Source organism: Micromonospora sp. NBC_00821, assembly GCF_036347035.1.
Taxonomy (GTDB): domain Bacteria; phylum Actinomycetota; class Actinomycetes; order Mycobacteriales; family Micromonosporaceae; genus Micromonospora; species Micromonospora hortensis.
In genome coordinates this window covers 1,381,925-1,398,328 of the sequence record NZ_CP108880.1, presented here as the reverse complement: position 1 = coordinate 1,398,328, position 16,404 = coordinate 1,381,925, and the positions used below count along the sequence as shown (strand labels likewise).

Below are 16,404 nucleotides of genomic sequence, written 5' to 3'. Positions count from 1 at the left end.
CGTGTACCTGACTCACCTGGACTGCCCGCGCTGCGGCAAGGAACACGCCGCCGACCGGTTACAGAATCTCTGCGAGTGCGGGTCGCCGCTGCTGGCCCGCTACGACCTGCCGGCCGTGGCGAAGGCGGTCACCCCGGAACGCTTTCCGCTGCGCCCGGCCGACCTGTGGCGCTACCGGGAGGTCCTGCCGGTAGCCGACCCTCGGCACGTCACGACGCTGGGTGAGGGCTGGACGCCGCTGTTGCGGGCTCCGGCGTACGGCACGGAGATCGGCATCGCGGACCTGATGGTCAAGGACGAGGGGCTGGTCCCGACCGGCTCGTTCAAGGCCCGGGGCGCGGCGGTCGGGGTGAGCCGGGCCCGCGAGCTGGGCGTCGAGCGGATCGCGATGCCTACCAACGGCAACGCCGGGTCGGCCTGGGCCACGTACGCCGCGCGGGCCGGAATGGGCGCGACGATCGTCATGCCGCTGGAGGCGCCGACCATCTGCCGGCGCGAGTGCGTCGCCGCCGGGGCCGACCTGCGCCTGGTCGACGGGCTGATCGGCGACGCCGGTCGGCGGGTGGCCGAGCTGATCGCGGAGTCGAACGGGGCGATCTTCGACGCCGGCACGCTGCGCGAGCCCTACCGGTTGGAGGGCAAGAAGACGATGGGGTACGAGATCGTCGAGCAGCTCGGCTGGCAGACACCGGACGTGATCATTTATCCCACCGGCGGCGGGGTCGGCCTGATCGGCATCCACAAGGCGCTGCACGAGCTGCGCGAGCTGGGCTGGATCGGCGACAAGCTGCCCCGGCTGGTGGCGGTGCAGTCCACCGGCTGCGCGCCGATCGTGCGGGCCTTCGCCGCCGGCGAGGATCGGGCCCAGCCGTGGGCGGACGCGCACACTGTGGCGTTCGGCATCACGGTGCCGGCCCCGCTGGGCGACGAGCTGATCTTGGCGGCGCTGCGGGAGTCCTCCGGTACGGCAGTCGCCGTCGACGACGCGGACATCCTGGCCGATCTGCGGGACTTCGCCGCCCGGGAGGGGCTGCTGCTCTGCCCGGAGGGGGCGGCCTGCCTCACGGCGGCCCGGCAACTGCGCGCGGGCGGGTGGATCCGGGCCGGCGAACGGGTGGTGGTGCTCAACACCGGTGCCGGGCTGAAGTACCCGGACACTGTCGACGTCTCCGGCGTACCAGTGATGGCTTGAGGTGACGGCGCCCCGCGGACCGGGCGGTACGCGGGGCGCCGTCGTGCCGGTCTACTGGTAGGTGATGTCCGAGGGTGAGTAGAGGCAGTTGACGCCGTCGGCGCCCTCGCCGATCTCGGTCGGCTCGCTGCCCTTCGGCACGCCCTTGTACTTCACGCAGATCGAGGTCTCCCGGTCCGGGTCGCCGACGATGGTGATCCGGCTGAACCGGGCCGTGTCGCCCCAGTTGGTGTTGATGCCGGCGATCGCGTCGGTGTTCCGGACGATCACGTTGTCGATCACCACGTGCCGCTGGTACGACGTGGAGCAGTTGCCGCAGGCGCGGTAGAGCTTGCCGGCGTTCTCCACCCGGAAGTTCTTGATGTAGACGGTGCCCGAGCCGTTGTGCTGGAAGACCTTGTCGCTGGCGGAACGGGCTCCACCGCCGTCGACGGTGTACGTGGTGCCGCCGCGGAAGGTCGCCGCGTCCTCGCCGACGTCCTCCCACCAGACGTTGATCAGGGTGCAGTTGCCCTCGCAGTGCACGCCGTCGCCGGCCGGAGCACCGATGATCACGTTGCGCAGGGTGGCGCCCGCGGCCAGCTCGAACATCGGGTCCTGGCTCTCGCCCTGCCCGCCGTCACCGATGCCGTAGTAGCGCTTGAGCCCACCGTCGAACGAGCCGGAGACCGGGATCGTGGCGTCCACCTTCTGGCTGCCGGTGGGCGTTGGCCAGCCAGCCGGCGGAGGCGTGGTGGTCGGCGGCGGCGTGGTGGTGGGTGGCGGAGTGGTCGTCGGTGGCGGAGTCGTCGGGGTGCCGCCGCCGGACGAGTCGACCGACACGTCGTCGAAGCCGCCACTGGCGTACGCGGTGACCAGGCCGATCCGGCCCGCGCCGGCCAGGCTGTTGCTGCCGGACGCGATCTGGGTGCCGTTGACGAAGCCGCGGATGGTGCTGCCGCTGGTCTCGATGCGCAGGTTGTACCAGGTGCCGGTGCCGACGCCCAGAGCTGCGGAACCGATCGCCGTGACGGAGCTGCCGTTGACCGCCTGGAGTTCGGCCCGACCGGAGCCGAGCAGGGCCAGCCGGTACATCTTTGTGCTGCTGGTGGAGCGGGCGGCGAGCCCGACCAGGGCACCGGACGAGCCGAAGCTCGTGGGCCTGACCCGGGCCTGCACGGAGTAGTTGGTCCAGCTGGTCTGGCCGGCGAACTGCCGGGCCAGCTCGCTGCCGGCGTTGGACTGGTTGAGCACGCCCGAGCCGTCGACGGCCCAGGTGCCGCCGGACTTGGACCAGCCGGAGGTGTCGCCGTCGGTGAAGTCGTCGCTGAAGACGGTGGCCGCGAAGGCCGAGGTCATGCCGGCGGCGAGGGCCGCAGCGGTCACCCCGGCACCGACCGCCAGCAGGAGTGGTCGGCGGCCGGAGAGTCGTCTTTTCTGCACAGGTGTCCTCCTTGACGCATGTGGTGGTGATCCCTCGGCCGCCGTACCGAGACGTGCTCGCACGGCGTGCTGCGCTGAACGGGATCGGTGTGCGCCCCCGTCGGACGCCCGGATCCGAGGCGGGGTGAGGCGGGTTCAAGACCCTGGGGAAAGGGCTTTCCCGATGCTTCGAGGCTAGGACTGTCCAACCATCAACGTCAATGCCTGGCGTTTGCAGGTCTGTTGCAGGATTCCGGGGCGCAACGCCGACCGCTCAGTAGCTCTCCGGCTCGGTGATCCGCCACGCCGCGTTGATCAGCCCGATGTGCGAGAGCGCCTGCGGGATGTTGCCGAGCTGCGTGCCGGTGGTCAGGTCGATCTGCTCGCTGAACAACCCCACGTCGTTGGAGTACCCGACGACTCGCTCGAAGAGCGCCTCGGCGCGCTGCGGCTCACCCGTCATCACCAGACATTCCACCAGCCAGAACGAGCACAGCAGGAATCCGGCCGGGTCGGTCGTCCAACGCCGCAGCAGGCCGTCCTCGGTGCCCAGCTCGCGCTCGACCATCGCGATCGTCGAGCGCATCCGCGGATCGGTGGCCGGCAGGAAGTGCGTGACCGGCAGCGCGAGCACCGAGGCGTCCAGCTCCGCCGATCCGAACGCGCCGGTGAACGCCCCGATCCGTTCGTTCCACCCCTCGCGCAGCACGGTGTCGCGGATCTCGTCGCGTACCCGCGCCCAGCGATGCGGGTCGGCCCGATCACCGAGCCGGTCGGCGAGCCCCACCGCCCGGTCCATCGTCAACCAGCAGGACACCTTGGACGAGACGTACTGGCGTTCCTCGTCGCGGGTCTCCCAGATGCCCCGGTCCGGCAGGTGCCACGTAGCGGCCACCTGCTCGGTCAGCCCGAGCACCATCTCCCGCAGCTCGTCCTCGAACCGTGCGCCGAGGTAGTCGCGCAACCGCCACACCGCCGACATCACCTCACCCGGCACGTCGAGCTGCCGCTGCCGCCAGGCGTCGTTGCCGACCCGCACCGGTCGACTGTCACGGTAGCCGCGCAGGTGGTTGCAGTGGTGTTCGGAGAGGTCGCGTTCCCCCTCCAGCCCGAAGAGCACCGGCACTGGCTCATCACCGAACCGGCCGATCGAACGGGTCGCCCAGGCGAACAACCGGGACGTCTCGTCGGGGCAGGCCGCCACCCAGAGAGCCCGCATGGTCAACGAGAAGTCCCGCAGCCAGGAGTAGCGGTAGTCGTAGTTCCGGTCGCCACCGATCTGCTCCGGCAACGAGGTGGTCAACGCGGCGGCGACCGCGCCACTGCGGGCGTACGTGAGGCCGGTCAGGACAGTCGAGCTGTGTTTGACGAGTTCGGGGTATCGGCCGGAGTACCCGTGCGTCTCCCGGAACGCCTGCCACGCCTCCGTCGTCTCGGCGAGGGTGGTCAGCGGGTTCACCCGGGCCGGCGGGTCGCCGTACGCCTCGCCGAACGCGAGGTCCATCCCGATGACCTGACCGGCGGAGACCTCGAACTCGTGGGTCACCCGGTCGGTGCCCGCCCGCAGGTGCAGGCCCCCGGCGCGCAACATCAGCACCACCGGGCCGGCGCCGGCCAGCACCCCGCCGTCCGGCTGCTCGTGCAGGTACGGCGTGAGCAGGCCGTACTCCGGGCGGGGCGCGAAGTCCAAGGCCATCCGTACCCGCCCGGAGAGCCCCTCGACCACCCGGATCAGCACCGCGGGTGAGTTCTTGCCCAGCTCGTGGGCGCGGGCGCCGACCTCGGCGGCCAGCGCGTCGGTGACCGCCACGCTGCCATGCGGGGTGTGGTGCACAGTCCGCAGCACCAACGTGTCCGGCAGGTACGCACGCTCCACCCGGTGACCCGGACCGCCGAACCCGACCGGCGCCAGCCGGAAGTGGCCGGCCCTCGGGTCGAGCAACCGCGCGAACACGGACGATCCGTCGAACCGGTGCGGGCACCACCAGTCGATCGAGCCGTCCTTGCCGACCAGGGCACCCGAACGAGAGTCCGAGAGGAACCCGTAGTCGGAGATCTGCGGCTGCTGCTCCACCCGCCGGGGGTACCCGCCTCGGCCCGGATCAGGCCGGAACGATCACTCGGTCGGTGGCTCGTCCTCGCCCGCCGCCTCTGCCGCGTCGGCCTCTTCCTTGGTCTTGTGCACGGCCTTGTCGGCGTGCTCCGGCGGCCCGTAGACCGTGTAGAGCACCAGCGGGTTGGGGCCGGTGTTGACGAAGTTGTGCTTGGTGCCCGCCGGCACCACTACCAGGTCGCCAGCGACGACCTTCCGCTTCGCGCCGGCGACCCGCGCCTCGCCGACGCCGCTGACGAAGGTGAGGATCTGGTCGATGTCCTCGTGCACCTCCTCGCCGATCTCCCCATCGGCGGGGATGGTCATGATGACCAGCTGGGTGTGCTCACCGGTCCACAGCACGCGCCGGAAATCCGGGCTCTTCTCGGCGACAGTCGCGATAGTGAAATGCTCCATGTCCACGCTCATACCCCGTCTGGCGGCGCGCCACGCCGGGACTGGCGGATGGTGCAATTCCCCACGGGTGGCGGGTTTGGATCCGCGCGGACCGGGGATCGACAACGCTGACCGGCGCGAACGGCCGGTCGAGCCAGGTCCCCGCCGACGTACCGCCGAACGGCTGCGGTGGTGGGAGACGGCCAGAGCACGGCGACGTTCCGACAACTGTCGAAACGGCGCCGTGCGCTCTTGTGTGCCCGGGGCCTAGCGGTGCAGCCAGGTGAGCAGGTCGGGTGGGGCCAGCGCCGCGACCCGTTGCCGGTAGCGGGCCAGACCGGTCTCGTCCAGCAGGTCGCGTCCCTGGCCTGAGCCTCCCCGGCGAAAGAACGCCTGCCGGTCACGCAGCACGCCGAGCGTGTCCGGTGCGAGCTGGTCGGCGCGCTCCCGCATGCGACCGAAGGTGGCCGCCTCGACCAACTCCGGCCCCGGGCTCGGGAGGTTCCACAGGTCGGCCAGCCGGCGCATCTCACCGCCCAGATCCGCCATTAGGTCGTCGTAGTGCACCAGCTCGACGTTCGGCTCGTGCCGGCGCGCCCACGCGTCACCAATGTGCATCAGCACCCCGGGCAGCGAGTCCAGCTCGACTCGGGGGTCCACCTCCCGGTCGACCCAGCTCAGCAACCACTCGCGTACCGGAGGCCGCTCCCGGGGTGGCCCGGCCGGGGCGGGTTGGCCGGTCAGCTCGGCGATGCGCGCCCGGTCCAGGTTGGCGCTCTGGTGGTAGAGGGAGACCGCCATGTCCAGCGGATGCCGGGCCACCACCACGTACCGCGCCCGAGGGTCGAGCGGCACCCCGTCCAGCGGAGTGTGCGTCTTGATGAACCGCCGGTGTGGCTGGGCGGCCAGCCGGTCGTACACCGTGGCCCGCGGCTCGCCCAACCAGTCCAGCCACGGCGACAGCACTGTCAGCGGTGCCGGCAACTCCGGGGTACGGAGCACCAGGAGCGCACAGATCATCTGCATCCAGGTGGTGCCGCTCTTGGATCGGGTGCTGATCACGAGGTCGCCGTCGCGGAACGGGAAACCGGTCCACCGCGCGCTGTCCTCTTCGTCGGACTGGTAACGGTGAATCGGCGTGAGCATCGGTGGATGGTAGTCGCCGAACCGACAGTCGAGCAGCCGAATTCCGGCTTACATTCCTGGGGCCTGTGCGTATGCCTGGCTAGATTGAAGTATGGTGCCCGCCCACGGGGGCCGGGCGGCGGCACCGGTCTACCGCCCCATCCTCGCCAACCGACGAGGCGAGCTTGAGGCCCTGAGCCACCTCGATCCCGCGTACGCCGCGCTGGTCGCCCCGATCCTGGAGATCGGCGCGATCGGTCGGTCCACGATGGACGCCATTCGTCGGTTGCCATCCGGGCTGCTGCCCGCCATCGACGTCAGCGCACTGCCCGACATCCCCGAGGCGGAGCTGAGCCGTTGGGGCGTACCGGTGGTGCCGGTGATCGGGCTCTCCGAGAGCGACCACCGGCTGGTAGCGCACGGCGCGGCGGCGCGGGCGTACGGCCGGAGCGCGCTCATCCGGCTGCGGACCGGCCGGGACCGGGCCGGACCGGACGCCAGCACCACAGCCGTGGAACGGATCTGGCGGTTCACCGGCCTCGCCCCTGAGGAGTGCGACCTGCTGGTGGACGCGGGGGACGTCTGCTGCCCGGCGGACGTGCGGACCGTCGAGCCCCGGGTACGCCACCTGCTGGACTGGGCACGTCGACACGCCTGGCGGTCGGTGACGGTGGCGGCAGGCGGTATGCCGCCGACGCTGTCCCGGTTGCCCACCGACGAGCCGGTCCCGCTGGACCGTTGGGACTGGCAACTGTGGCGGCGACTTGCCGACGCCGGGGTCGACTACGGCGACTACGGCGTCCACCCGGCCGGGCCGGGCACCGGTGACCCTGGCGACCGGTTGCCGACAGTGCGTTACACCGACGACGGCCGCTGGTGGGTCTACCGCTGGGCGCGACGCGGCGGCCGGGGCGACGACCGGTTCGCCGACCTGTGTCGCACGCTGGTGTCGGCACCGCACTGGCCCACCACCGGGGCGGCCTTCTCCTGGGGTGACCATGAGCTGCTGCGGCGGGCCCGCCGGGGCGCCGGGGCCGGCTCGACCGCCAACTGGGCGGCGTGGAGCACCTCGCACCACCTGGCCCACGTGCTGGCCACGCTGCTGCACCCGGCCGGGGAGGGCACGCCGCGGTGGCACCCCGGGCAGGGGCCACCGCAGCGGGGACGATCGCTGCGGTGAGGCCGGGTCTACTGCCTCTCGGTGAAGCCGAACTGGATGATGCCCTCGTCGTCGACTGTGGCATCCACCGACGCGTCGCCGAGCAGCTCGGCGGCGTCCTCGTCCAGGAAGATCCGGGCGCCCTGGTTGTCGACCACCCGATCGCCCTGCGCCGGTTCAGGCACCAGCTCGACGGTGAGCGAGCCCGCCTCGGTGTCGGCGGCGATACGCACCCCGCCGTCCTGGGCGACGTCCTGTTGGTTGGCGAGGTCACGGATGACGAGCACGGCGTTATCAGTCATGGTGAGCATTGATGGAACTCCTCGTGAATTGTCGGCTCGCGGTCGGATACCGCGCGGACCGGACAGTCGGCCCGCGTACGAGCACACGTGGGAGGCGACAGAGGGGCGAACGGTCATCGCCGTCGCATCGGATCGGGGCAGCTGACGGCCCCGTCACTCCCACCGTGCCCGCTGGCCGACCATCCGTCAAATAGAGCCAGGTCAGTGGAGAGCGGCGGCCGGCTCCAGCCAGGCGCGAATCTCGTTGACCGCCGCGCGGCCGGCCCGGTTGGCTCCGATCGTGCTGGCCGAGGGGCCGTACCCGACCAGGTGAACCCGCGCGTCGGCGACCACCCGGGTGCCGTCCATCGTGATACCGCCGCCGGGCGCGCGCAGCCCCAGCGGGGCGAGGTGGTCGATGGCCGCCCGGAAGCCGGTGCACCACAGGATCACGTCAGCCGGCACGAACCGCCCGTCCGTCCAGGCCACCCCGTCGGGCGTGATCCGCTCGAACATGGGTAGCCGGTCGAGGACGCCGCGCTCACGCAGTCGGCGTACCTCCGGGGTGACCGGCAGCCCGGTCACGCCCACCACACTGCCCGGCGGTCGGCCAGCCCGGACCGCCTGGTCCACCCGGGCCACAGCGGCCCGACCCAGCTCCTGGCCGAACTCCCCGTCGTTGAACGTCGGCGGCCGGCGGGTCACCCAGGTGGTGGCCGCCGCCACTGTGGAGACCTCACCGAGCAGTTGCACGGCCGAGGTGCCGCCGCCGACCACCACCACGCGCAAGCCGGTGAACTCGGCCGGCCCTCGATAGTCGGCGGTGTGCAACTGGCGTCCGCGAAACGTCGACCGGCCCGGGTAGTGCGGCCAGAACGGCCGCGTCCAGGTGCCGGTGGCGTTGATCAGGGCGCGGGCGGTCCAGGTGCCCCGGTCGGTGTGCACGTCCAGTCGCCCATCCGGGCGGGAGTGCACCCCCCGGACCCGCACCGGCCGCCGCACCGGCAGGTCGAAGGCCCTCTCGTACGCGGCGAAGTAGGCGCTGACCTGCTCGGAAGCCGGGCGATGCGGCGCGGTGGGCGGGAGCGGCAACCCGGGCAGGTCGTGGAAGCCGTGCACCCGGTCGAAGACCAGCGTCGGCCAGCGGTGCTGCCAGGCGCCGCCGGGCCCGTTGTCGGCGTCGAGGATGACGAAGCCGCTGCCGGGTGCGAAGCCGGTGCGGTGCAGGTGGTAGCCGGCGCTCAGGCCTGCCTGCCCGGCACCGATCACCACCACGTCCGCGGAGTGGGTGTCCACGTGGGCTACAACGCGCCGGACGTCACCGCTGTGCCCGTCCTCGACCGTCGCGCCGATCACAGACGGCCATTACGGCTTCGGCCGCCTGAGCTGCACTTACGCTGAGTGAATGAGCGACTTCCGTCGGTACGCGGCCGAGTTCCTCGGCACCCTGCTGCTGGTGTTCTTCGGGGTGGGCAGCGCGGTCGCCGCACGGGTCCAGGGCGGCGTGGTGGTGGTGGCGCTGGCCTTCGGGTTCGTGATGGTGGCCCTCGTCTACACGATCGGCCCACTCTCCGGCAGCCACGTCAACCCAGCGGTGACACTCGGTGTGCTGCTCTCCGGCAAGATCTCGGTGCTCGGGGCTGTGGCGTACTGGATCGCGCAGTTCATCGGCGCGACCGTGGCGGGCTTCGTGCTCTGGGCGCTGACCCGATGGGGTGACGTAGCGGACCAGACCGGAGCCCTGGGCACGAACGGCTACGGCGCGCACATCAACCGGGGCGGCGCGGCCGTGCTGGAAGTCGTGCTGACCTTCCTCTTCGTGCTGGTCGTGCTGGTGGTGACGAGTCGGAGCGAGAATCCGGGAACTGCCGGACTGGCCATCGGGTTGGCCCTGGCCGTGACCCAACTGGTGGGCGTGACGCTGACCGGCGCTGCGGTCAATCCGGCCCGCGCGTTCGGCCCGGCGGTCTTCGAGGGCGGCGTGGCGCTACGGCAACTCTGGGTGTTCATCGTCTTCCCGCTGCTCGGTGGGGCGCTCGCCGCGCTGGTCGCACCGCTGGTGATGGGGGCGCAGCGGCACTACTGGGGTGGCCACGAGAAGACGGTCGGTGGGCCGAAGTAGCCCACACGGCAATATCTTTCGCTTGAGGGCCTTCTCCGGCGAATATCTCCGTGACAGCATCAGCGGATGCATCGCCGTCACTTTCCCCGGGCCGTCGCGCTGCTCGCGCTGGTAGCCACAGCGGCCACCGCCGCCGCGCCCAGTGCCACCGCCGAGTCGCCCACCCCCGCGACGACCCAGCTGCGTGCCACCATCGACACGATCCTCGCCGACACCCGGTTGGCCGGCGCGCAGGCCTCGGTGGTCGTGGTCGACACCAGCACGGGACAGACGCTCTACGACCGCAACGGTGACCGCCGGCTGGTTCCGGCGTCAAACACCAAGCTGCTGACCTCGACGGCCGCCCTTGAGCTGCTCGGCCCGGGTCACCGTTTCAGCACCGACGTACGGGCCAGCGGCAAGCGCCGTGCGGGCCTGCTCTCCGGCAACCTCTACCTGCGCGGCGGAGGCGATCCGACGATGCTCGCCGCCGACTACGACGCGCTCGCCGCGCAGGTCGCCGCCGACGGCGTGCGGGTGGTCACCGGAAACCTGGTCGCCGACGACACCCGCTACGACCGCACCCGACTCGGCCCCGACTGGACCTGGGACGACGAGCCCTACTACTACGCCGCGCAGGTCTCGGCGCTGACAGTCGCCCCGGACACCGACTACGACGCGGGCACCGTGATCGTGCGCGCCGCACCGGCGGGCCGGGCCGGCGCCCCGCCGGTGGTCACCACCACCCCCGCCACCGGGTACGTCCACGTCGACAACCGCGCCCAGACGGTCAGCGACGGCGAGACCTCGATCTCGATCGAGCGCGAGCACGGCGGCAACACCGTCGTGGTGACCGGTCAGATCGCCGTCGGCGACGAACCCGCCAGCGACTGGGTCACCGTCTGGGAACCCACCGGCTACGCGGCCGACGTGTTCCGGGCGGCGCTGCACCGACACGGCGTCCGGGTGCTCGGCCGGACCGTGCTCGGCCAGCCCACTCCGGAGACGGCCGACCCGGTGGCGCGCCACGACTCGATGAGTCTGGGCGAGCTGATGACGCCATTCCTGAAGCTGTCCAACAACGGGCACGCCGAGGTGTTGACCAAGGAGATCGGTCGGGTGCTCTCCGGCTCGGGCACCTGGACCGCCGGGCTCACCGCGATCAGCGAATACGTCGCCGACACCGGAATGGACACCGGGAGACTGCGCCAGCGTGACGGCTCAGGATTGTCCCGACGCAACCTGATTCCGGCGGCGGAATTCGTCGACCTGCTGAGCGCCGTCCGCGCCGAACCGTGGTTCGCGACCTGGTACGCGGCGCTGCCGATCGCCGGTCAGCCCGAGCGGTTCGTCGGCGGCACCCTGCGCAGCCGGATGGCCGACACGCCAGCCGCGGGCAACGTGCACGCCAAGACCGGCAGCCTGACCGGGGTCTCCGGGCTCTCCGGCTACGTCACCAGCGCCGATGGTCGGCTGCTGGCGTTCTCCATCCTGCTGAACAACTACCTCACTGCGTCGGTGAAGTCGATGGAGGACCAGATCGCCGTGGCGCTGGCCGGCTTCCGCGAGGATGGTGCGTCGACGGCACGGGTGGCCCCGCCGGCGGTGCCGGAGACGCCGCGCACCCCGGAGGGCGTCGAGTGCTCCTGGATCAAACCGATCACCTGCTGAGCGACGGCCGGGAGGCGCGGACGCACCTCCCGGCCCGGCGAGCGCTCAGGCCGGACGGTCCGGTGGGGGGACCACCGCCGTCGGGTCACCACGTTCGATGAGCGCGGCGATCTCAGCGGCCCGCAGCCCGCGCAGGGCCAGCACCCGGGTGCCCCAGCGGTGCAGGCGGCACGGGTGCGGGCTGGCATCGTTACGGCAGACCACACCCCCGGACCACCGTCGGGGGGCGTGCACCACCACCGCCCGTACGGCGAACTGGGTGTCCTCGCCCGTGACGTACGGCGGCAGGGGGATGTCGCGAAGAACCTCCCCGGACGCTTCGCCGATGCCGGACGAAGCGGCACGACGGTCGCGGTGGGCGATGCTACTCATCTCCGCTGCCTCCACACTGGATGGTCGGATGGGGACAGCAGAAAGTTACGGCGCATTCGACGGTCTGCGACGGACAAACTGTCCCGCTCTCCGAACGCACAGCGATCAGTCAGTCAGTCACCGCACCGTCACGGCCTGGAGGCCGACGTTGCCGCAGTGCGACGTGAAGACCTTCTCGACGGTCCAGGTCAGCAGCAGCCGGGCACCCTTCGGCGCTGTGAAGCGGATGGTGAACTGGGCGCTCTGGCTGGTGTAGGGGTCTTCGAGTCGGGCGATGCTGGTCGGCCCGCCGGTGGACAGCCGCGCTTCCAGTCGCCCCCGAGCCATCCAGATGCCACCGTAGAGCTGGACCGTGCGCGGCTCACCACTGCCGGCGACGGCGACGCTGAACCCGTTCCCGGCACCGCAGGCGTAGACGCCGTTGGAGCTGCCGCTCGTCGACCGCTCCGGCGTGCCGTCGGCCCAGCGCACGTACTCCTGGTTACCGTCCCAACCGACCCGCCGGCCCGGGCCACCTCCGTCGATGATCTCGCCGGAGCCGGAACGCTTGCGGTTCATCGATCTGCCGCCGCGCTCCCCCCAGTGCACCCAGTCCCGAGCGCCAACGGCGGTGAGGTCGACGATGGCGGGCATCTCGCCCCGGCTCACCGTCAGCGCCGGCGAATCGGGCTTCGGCGGTGGCGGGGCGGGCGTGCTGGCCGACGGCGTCGGGTCCGGCGAGGGTGGTCGCTGGCGCGGACGCAGACCGGGCGTCGCCGGCCCCGCCTCGCCGGTGCGCCCGTCGGCGGCCGGCACACCGGGGGGACGTGCGGACACACTGCCCGGGCCCGCCTGGTCGTCGTCCGGCGCCGGACCGGACCGGGTGGCGAGGTACGAGATCAACACCACCAGGCAGACGAGGACGGCGGCTCCCTCCACCGCCCAGCGCCGCCGCTGTCGGGCGCGGCGCAACACGCTGCGGGTCACCCCGGCGGTAATGGCACGCGGACGGTGCTTCGGCGGCGCGTCGCCAGCCCTCGAACCAGCCCGCGTGCGGTCTTCGTCCGCCACCGACCCCTCCAACTCCGCCGCCCGGCCGTTTTGGACCGCCGAGGACCACACCATCCACTGTGGGCAGTTTCACGTTTGCCCCGGGCGTGGACGACACGCTAGATCCGGACTACCGGACGTGTCCAGCCCACAATGGGACGCTGCCGGACAACCCGGCCGCCCGCCCAGGCACCTGGGCAGACCACCAGTGCTTCCGGGGTCAGCCGATCCGGAAGCCGAGCAGTTGCGCGACGACCACTGCCTGCTCGACGTCGATCACGGCACCGGCCCGTTCGACGACCGTCGGATCCAGCGCTGTGAGATCGCTGCCCCGCAGGTCGGCGCCGCCGAGCCGGACGTTCGTCAGCTGCGCCCCGGAAAGATCGACACCGGTGACCGTAGCACCGGTGAGGTTGGCCCTGGTGAGGTCCACCTCGCGCATGCGCACCCCGGTCAGCCGGATGCCACGCAGGTCGGCACCGGGCAACGCGACGAAGGACCAGTCACCGCCGTCCACCGTCAACGGACGCAGATCGCACTCGCTGAAGGTGCTGCCGACCAGCTTGCAGCCGGTGAACTCGGCCTCGAAGAAGTTGCACCGCCGAAACACGCAACGGGTGAAGGCGGAGTCGACATGCCGGGAGGCGTTGAACGCCACGTTGCCGAACGTGCACCCGGTGAAGACCGCGCCCCTGCTCACCGCCTCGGTCAGGTCCACACCGAAGAACTCACAACCCACGAAGTGCCGGTCGGTCAGCTCCTCGCCGTACCAGTCCTCGTTGCGGAAGGTCACGTCCTCGGTCAACTCCGGCATCCGGCCAGGTTAGTGGGCGTCGCCGACAGCCGACGGCCGGCGGGCCGACGCCGACCCCCTTCCGGTGTCGGTGTACCGGCGAGTACGTTCGGCGGCGTGAGTGTGGCTCGGAGCAGGGACCCGGATCAGATCGGTTTCGACACGGCGCGGCTGGCACGCATCGACGAGCACTTCGGCCGGTACGTCGACGACGGCAGGCTGGCCGGCTGGCAGGTGGTGGTCACCCGTCGCGGTGAGGTGGCGCACTCCTCGACGTACGGGCTGCGCGACCGGGAGTCGGGCGCACCGGTCGAGGCCGACACTCTGTGGCGGATCTACTCGATGACCAAGCCGGTCACCTCGGTCGCGGCGATGATGCTGTGGGAGGAGGGCCGGTTCGAGCTGACCGACGAGATCAGCCGCTGGCTGCCCGAGTTCGCAGACCTGCGGGTCTACTCCAAGGGGTCGGCGCTCAAGCCGTACACGGTGCCGGCGGTCGAGCCGATCCGGGTCTGGCACCTGCTCACCCACACGGCCGGCCTGACGTACGGCTTCATGCAGACCTCGGTGGTCGACGGGCTCTACCGGGCCGCCGGCTACGACCTGTACCCGCCGGCGGACGTCGACCTGGCCGGCGCCTGCGCGGCCTTCGGCGAGCTGCCGCTGCTGTTTCAGCCCGGTTCGGCGTGGGGCTACTCCGTCGCCACCGACGTGCTGGGCCGACTCGTCGAGGTGATCTCGGGGCAGAGCCTCGACGCGTTCTTCGCCGACCGGATCTTCGACCCACTGGGCATGACCGACACCCGCTGGTGGGTGGAGGGCGACGAGGCCGACCGGCTGGCCGCGCTCTACGTACCGGAACCGCGCAGCGGCCGGGCCGTCCGCTACGACAGCCTGGGGTCGCTCGCGTTCGGCAAGCCGGCGCTGCTCTCCGGCGGTGGCGGCCTGATCTCCAGCGCCGCCGACTACCACCGGTTCACGCAGTTGCTGCTGCGCGGCGGCGAGCTGGACGGCGTCCGGCTACTCGGGCCGCGCACGGTGCGGTTCATGACCCGCAACCACCTGCCCGGCGGTCAGGACCTGGGCACCTTGTCCACCGGCGGCTTCGCCGAGACCACCCTGGACGGGATCGGCTTCGGCCTCGGCTTTGCGGTGGTCGACGACCCGATCCCCAGCCGGGTGCCCAGCAGCGTCGGCGAGTACTACTGGGGCGGGGTGGCCAGCACCGCGTTCTGGGTCGACCCGGCCGAGGAGATCACCGCGCTGCTGTTCACGCAGCTGATGCCGTCGAGCACCTACCCGCTCCGCTCCCAGCTGCGCCAGCTCGTCTACGCCGCCCTGGTCGACTGACCCCGCCGGAGGCGCTGACGGACCCCACCCCAGCCCTGCCGATCTTGCACTTTGTGTTGTCTAGATGACCGTGATGAGTCGTTTGTCGGGACAGAAACTGCAAGATCGACGGAACGCCCAGCGAAGGAACGGTCAGTCGGCGAGGCGGGCCGGGAAGCCACCGGTGGCGATCGGACCCCAGGCGTCGATGGTGACCCGGATCAGCGACTTGCCCTGACGCACCATCGCCGCCCGGTAGTCGTCCCAGTCCGGGTGCTCGCCGGAGATGCTGCGGAAGTATTCGACCAGCGGCTCCAGCGCCTCGGGCAGGTCGAGCACCTCGGCGGTGCCGTCGATCTGCACCCAGGGGCCGTTCCAGTCGTCGCTGAGCACGCAGGCCGACACCCGGGGGTCGCGGCGGAGGTTGGTCACCTTGGCCCGCTCGGGGTAGGTGGAGACGACCAGCCGCCCCTGCCCGTCGACCCCGGCGGAGACCGGGGAGGACTGCGGTCGCCCGTCGGCCCGGGTGGTCATCAGCACGACGCGGTGTCGCGGCCGGAGGAAGTCGAGCAGGCCGTCCCGGTCGACGCGGGTGTTCCTTGCGATGCTGCGTGCCATTCCCCGTTCCTACCAGGGTGCGGGCGCAACGGTGGCGGCGGGTCAGCGGGGTCGGGCCGCGGCGCGGTGAACCGCCTGGGTGGGCACCCGGGGACGGCCGGACGGACGCCAGGCCCGACCGTTGGCGTAGATCACCCGAAAACCGAGGTACGACGCGAGCGGCGCCCAGTGGGCGGAGCCCATCCGCAGCTCGGCGGCATTGTGTCGCTGGCCGTTGGCGAGCACGTCGAGGAGCACTGTTTCGAAGGCTGCCGATTCGACCCAGTCGACCTCCCGGGTGAAACCGCAGATCAGAGCGGCTCCGGTGACCTCCAGGAACTCGCGCAGCACCGCGTCCGAGGCGCGCAGCACCGAGCAGCTGCCGAAATAGAGTCGCCGGCCCTCCGCGCGGCCGGCCATCAGCTCGGCCACCTCGTTCAACTCCACCGACTGCCAGTCGGTGAGGCAGAGCCGGCTCGGCTCACCGTGCATGGCGAAGAAGCCGACCCGGTGGTCGGCGTACTGCTTGAGCAGCCAACGGTCCAGGAAGTAGAACAACTCGTCGCGGGTGGCCGCGTCCTTGTGGATGAAGCGGATCTTGCCCAGCCGCTCCAGCAGCTCCAGCGTGGGCAGCACCGAGCCCCGTTCGTTGAGGTCACGGTGCCACTGACCCTCGACACAGAAGACGCCACCGCGTGCCACGCGCACCTCCGCCAGTCCGCCGCCCGGGGGCTGACGTTACCGGCCGCCATCACCCCGGGAACATCACCCGCCGTGTGGCAGATTGCGACGTTCGGTGCCCTTGACCGTGCGAGGGGTGATCGGCCGCAAATGGCTGTTTCGCAAATCAGTCGAATTCCCAGGCA

Annotated in this window: 16 protein-coding genes; 5 read left to right on the top strand and 11 right to left on the bottom strand. The window is 71.2% G+C overall.

What is annotated here, in order from left to right:
* Position 1: 1 nt before the first annotated feature.
* Complete coding sequence (locus tag OHB44_RS06535) at positions 2-1,192, top strand: threonine synthase (protein ID WP_330439932.1); 1,191 nt, start codon at positions 2-4, stop codon at positions 1,190-1,192.
* A 51-nt stretch (positions 1,193-1,243) separates the two neighbouring features.
* On the opposite strand, the gene OHB44_RS06530 is transcribed toward OHB44_RS06535, so the two are convergent.
* The 4 genes from OHB44_RS06530 to OHB44_RS06515 form a co-directional block, all read right to left on the bottom strand.
* Complete coding sequence (locus OHB44_RS06530) at positions 1,244-2,614, bottom strand: pectate lyase (RefSeq protein ID WP_330439931.1); 1,371 nt, start codon at positions 2,612-2,614, stop codon at positions 1,244-1,246.
* 253 nt (positions 2,615-2,867) lie between these two features.
* Complete coding sequence (locus tag OHB44_RS06525; RefSeq protein WP_238683429.1) at positions 2,868-4,667, bottom strand: glycoside hydrolase family 15 protein; 1,800 nt, start codon at positions 4,665-4,667, stop codon at positions 2,868-2,870.
* Between the two features lie 42 nt (positions 4,668-4,709).
* Positions 4,710-5,102: a cupin domain-containing protein gene (locus OHB44_RS06520; protein ID WP_091397116.1), complete on the bottom strand. Its 393-nt coding sequence runs from the start codon at positions 5,100-5,102 to the stop codon at positions 4,710-4,712.
* Positions 5,103-5,348: 246 nt separating this feature from the next.
* A complete protein-coding gene (locus OHB44_RS06515; RefSeq protein WP_238683430.1) occupies positions 5,349-6,227 on the bottom strand; it encodes a sulfotransferase domain-containing protein in 879 nt (292 codons plus the stop codon).
* Between the two features lie 91 nt (positions 6,228-6,318).
* On the opposite strand from OHB44_RS06515, the gene OHB44_RS06510 reads away from it, so the two are divergent.
* Positions 6,319-7,386 (top strand): beta family protein, encoded by a 1,068-nt coding sequence (locus tag OHB44_RS06510; RefSeq protein ID WP_330439930.1) that lies wholly within the window; start codon positions 6,319-6,321, stop codon positions 7,384-7,386.
* An 8-nt stretch (positions 7,387-7,394) separates the two neighbouring features.
* On the opposite strand, the gene OHB44_RS06505 is transcribed toward OHB44_RS06510, so the two are convergent.
* On the bottom strand, positions 7,395-7,676 hold the full coding sequence (locus OHB44_RS06505; protein WP_088946415.1) for an adhesin: 282 nt from the start codon (positions 7,674-7,676) through the stop codon (positions 7,395-7,397).
* Between the two features lie 192 nt (positions 7,677-7,868).
* Complete coding sequence (locus OHB44_RS06500; protein WP_330439926.1) at positions 7,869-9,002, bottom strand: NAD(P)-binding domain-containing protein; 1,134 nt, start codon at positions 9,000-9,002, stop codon at positions 7,869-7,871.
* Positions 9,003-9,051: 49 nt separating this feature from the next.
* Here OHB44_RS06500 and OHB44_RS06495 point away from each other — a divergent pair, with 49 nt between their 5' ends.
* Positions 9,052-9,768: an MIP/aquaporin family protein gene (locus tag OHB44_RS06495; RefSeq protein ID WP_330439925.1), complete on the top strand. Its 717-nt coding sequence runs from the start codon at positions 9,052-9,054 to the stop codon at positions 9,766-9,768.
* Positions 9,769-9,834: 66 nt separating this feature from the next.
* Complete coding sequence (dacB, locus tag OHB44_RS06490) at positions 9,835-11,418, top strand: D-alanyl-D-alanine carboxypeptidase/D-alanyl-D-alanine endopeptidase (protein ID WP_330439924.1); 1,584 nt, start codon at positions 9,835-9,837, stop codon at positions 11,416-11,418.
* 45 nt (positions 11,419-11,463) lie between these two features.
* On the opposite strand, the gene OHB44_RS06485 is transcribed toward dacB, so the two are convergent.
* The 3 genes from OHB44_RS06485 to OHB44_RS06475 form a co-directional block, all read right to left on the bottom strand.
* Positions 11,464-11,790 carry a hypothetical protein gene (locus tag OHB44_RS06485; RefSeq protein ID WP_238683435.1) on the bottom strand — a complete coding sequence of 109 codons (327 nt, stop codon included), beginning with the start codon at positions 11,788-11,790 and terminating at the stop codon, positions 11,464-11,466.
* Between the two features lie 117 nt (positions 11,791-11,907).
* Positions 11,908-12,840, bottom strand: a complete 933-nt coding sequence (locus tag OHB44_RS06480; protein ID WP_238683436.1) for a hypothetical protein — start codon at positions 12,838-12,840, stop codon at positions 11,908-11,910.
* Positions 12,841-13,039: 199 nt separating this feature from the next.
* The gene (locus OHB44_RS06475) at positions 13,040-13,633 is read right to left on the bottom strand and encodes a pentapeptide repeat-containing protein (RefSeq protein ID WP_238683437.1); all 594 of its coding nucleotides are present in this window, start codon (positions 13,631-13,633) and stop codon (positions 13,040-13,042) included.
* Positions 13,634-13,729: 96 nt separating this feature from the next.
* Between OHB44_RS06475 and OHB44_RS06470 the strand changes: the two genes are divergently transcribed.
* Entirely contained in the window at positions 13,730-14,962 is a 1,233-nt protein-coding gene (locus tag OHB44_RS06470) for a serine hydrolase domain-containing protein (protein ID WP_238683438.1), read from the top strand.
* Positions 14,963-15,094: 132 nt separating this feature from the next.
* Here OHB44_RS06470 and OHB44_RS06465 read toward each other — a convergent pair whose 3' ends face one another.
* Entirely contained in the window at positions 15,095-15,559 is a 465-nt protein-coding gene (locus OHB44_RS06465) for a PPOX class F420-dependent oxidoreductase (RefSeq protein ID WP_238683439.1), read from the bottom strand.
* Positions 15,560-15,601: 42 nt separating this feature from the next.
* Entirely contained in the window at positions 15,602-16,240 is a 639-nt protein-coding gene (locus OHB44_RS06460) for a DUF6642 family protein (RefSeq protein WP_091393643.1), read from the bottom strand.
* Between the last annotated feature and the right edge of the window lie 164 nt (positions 16,241-16,404).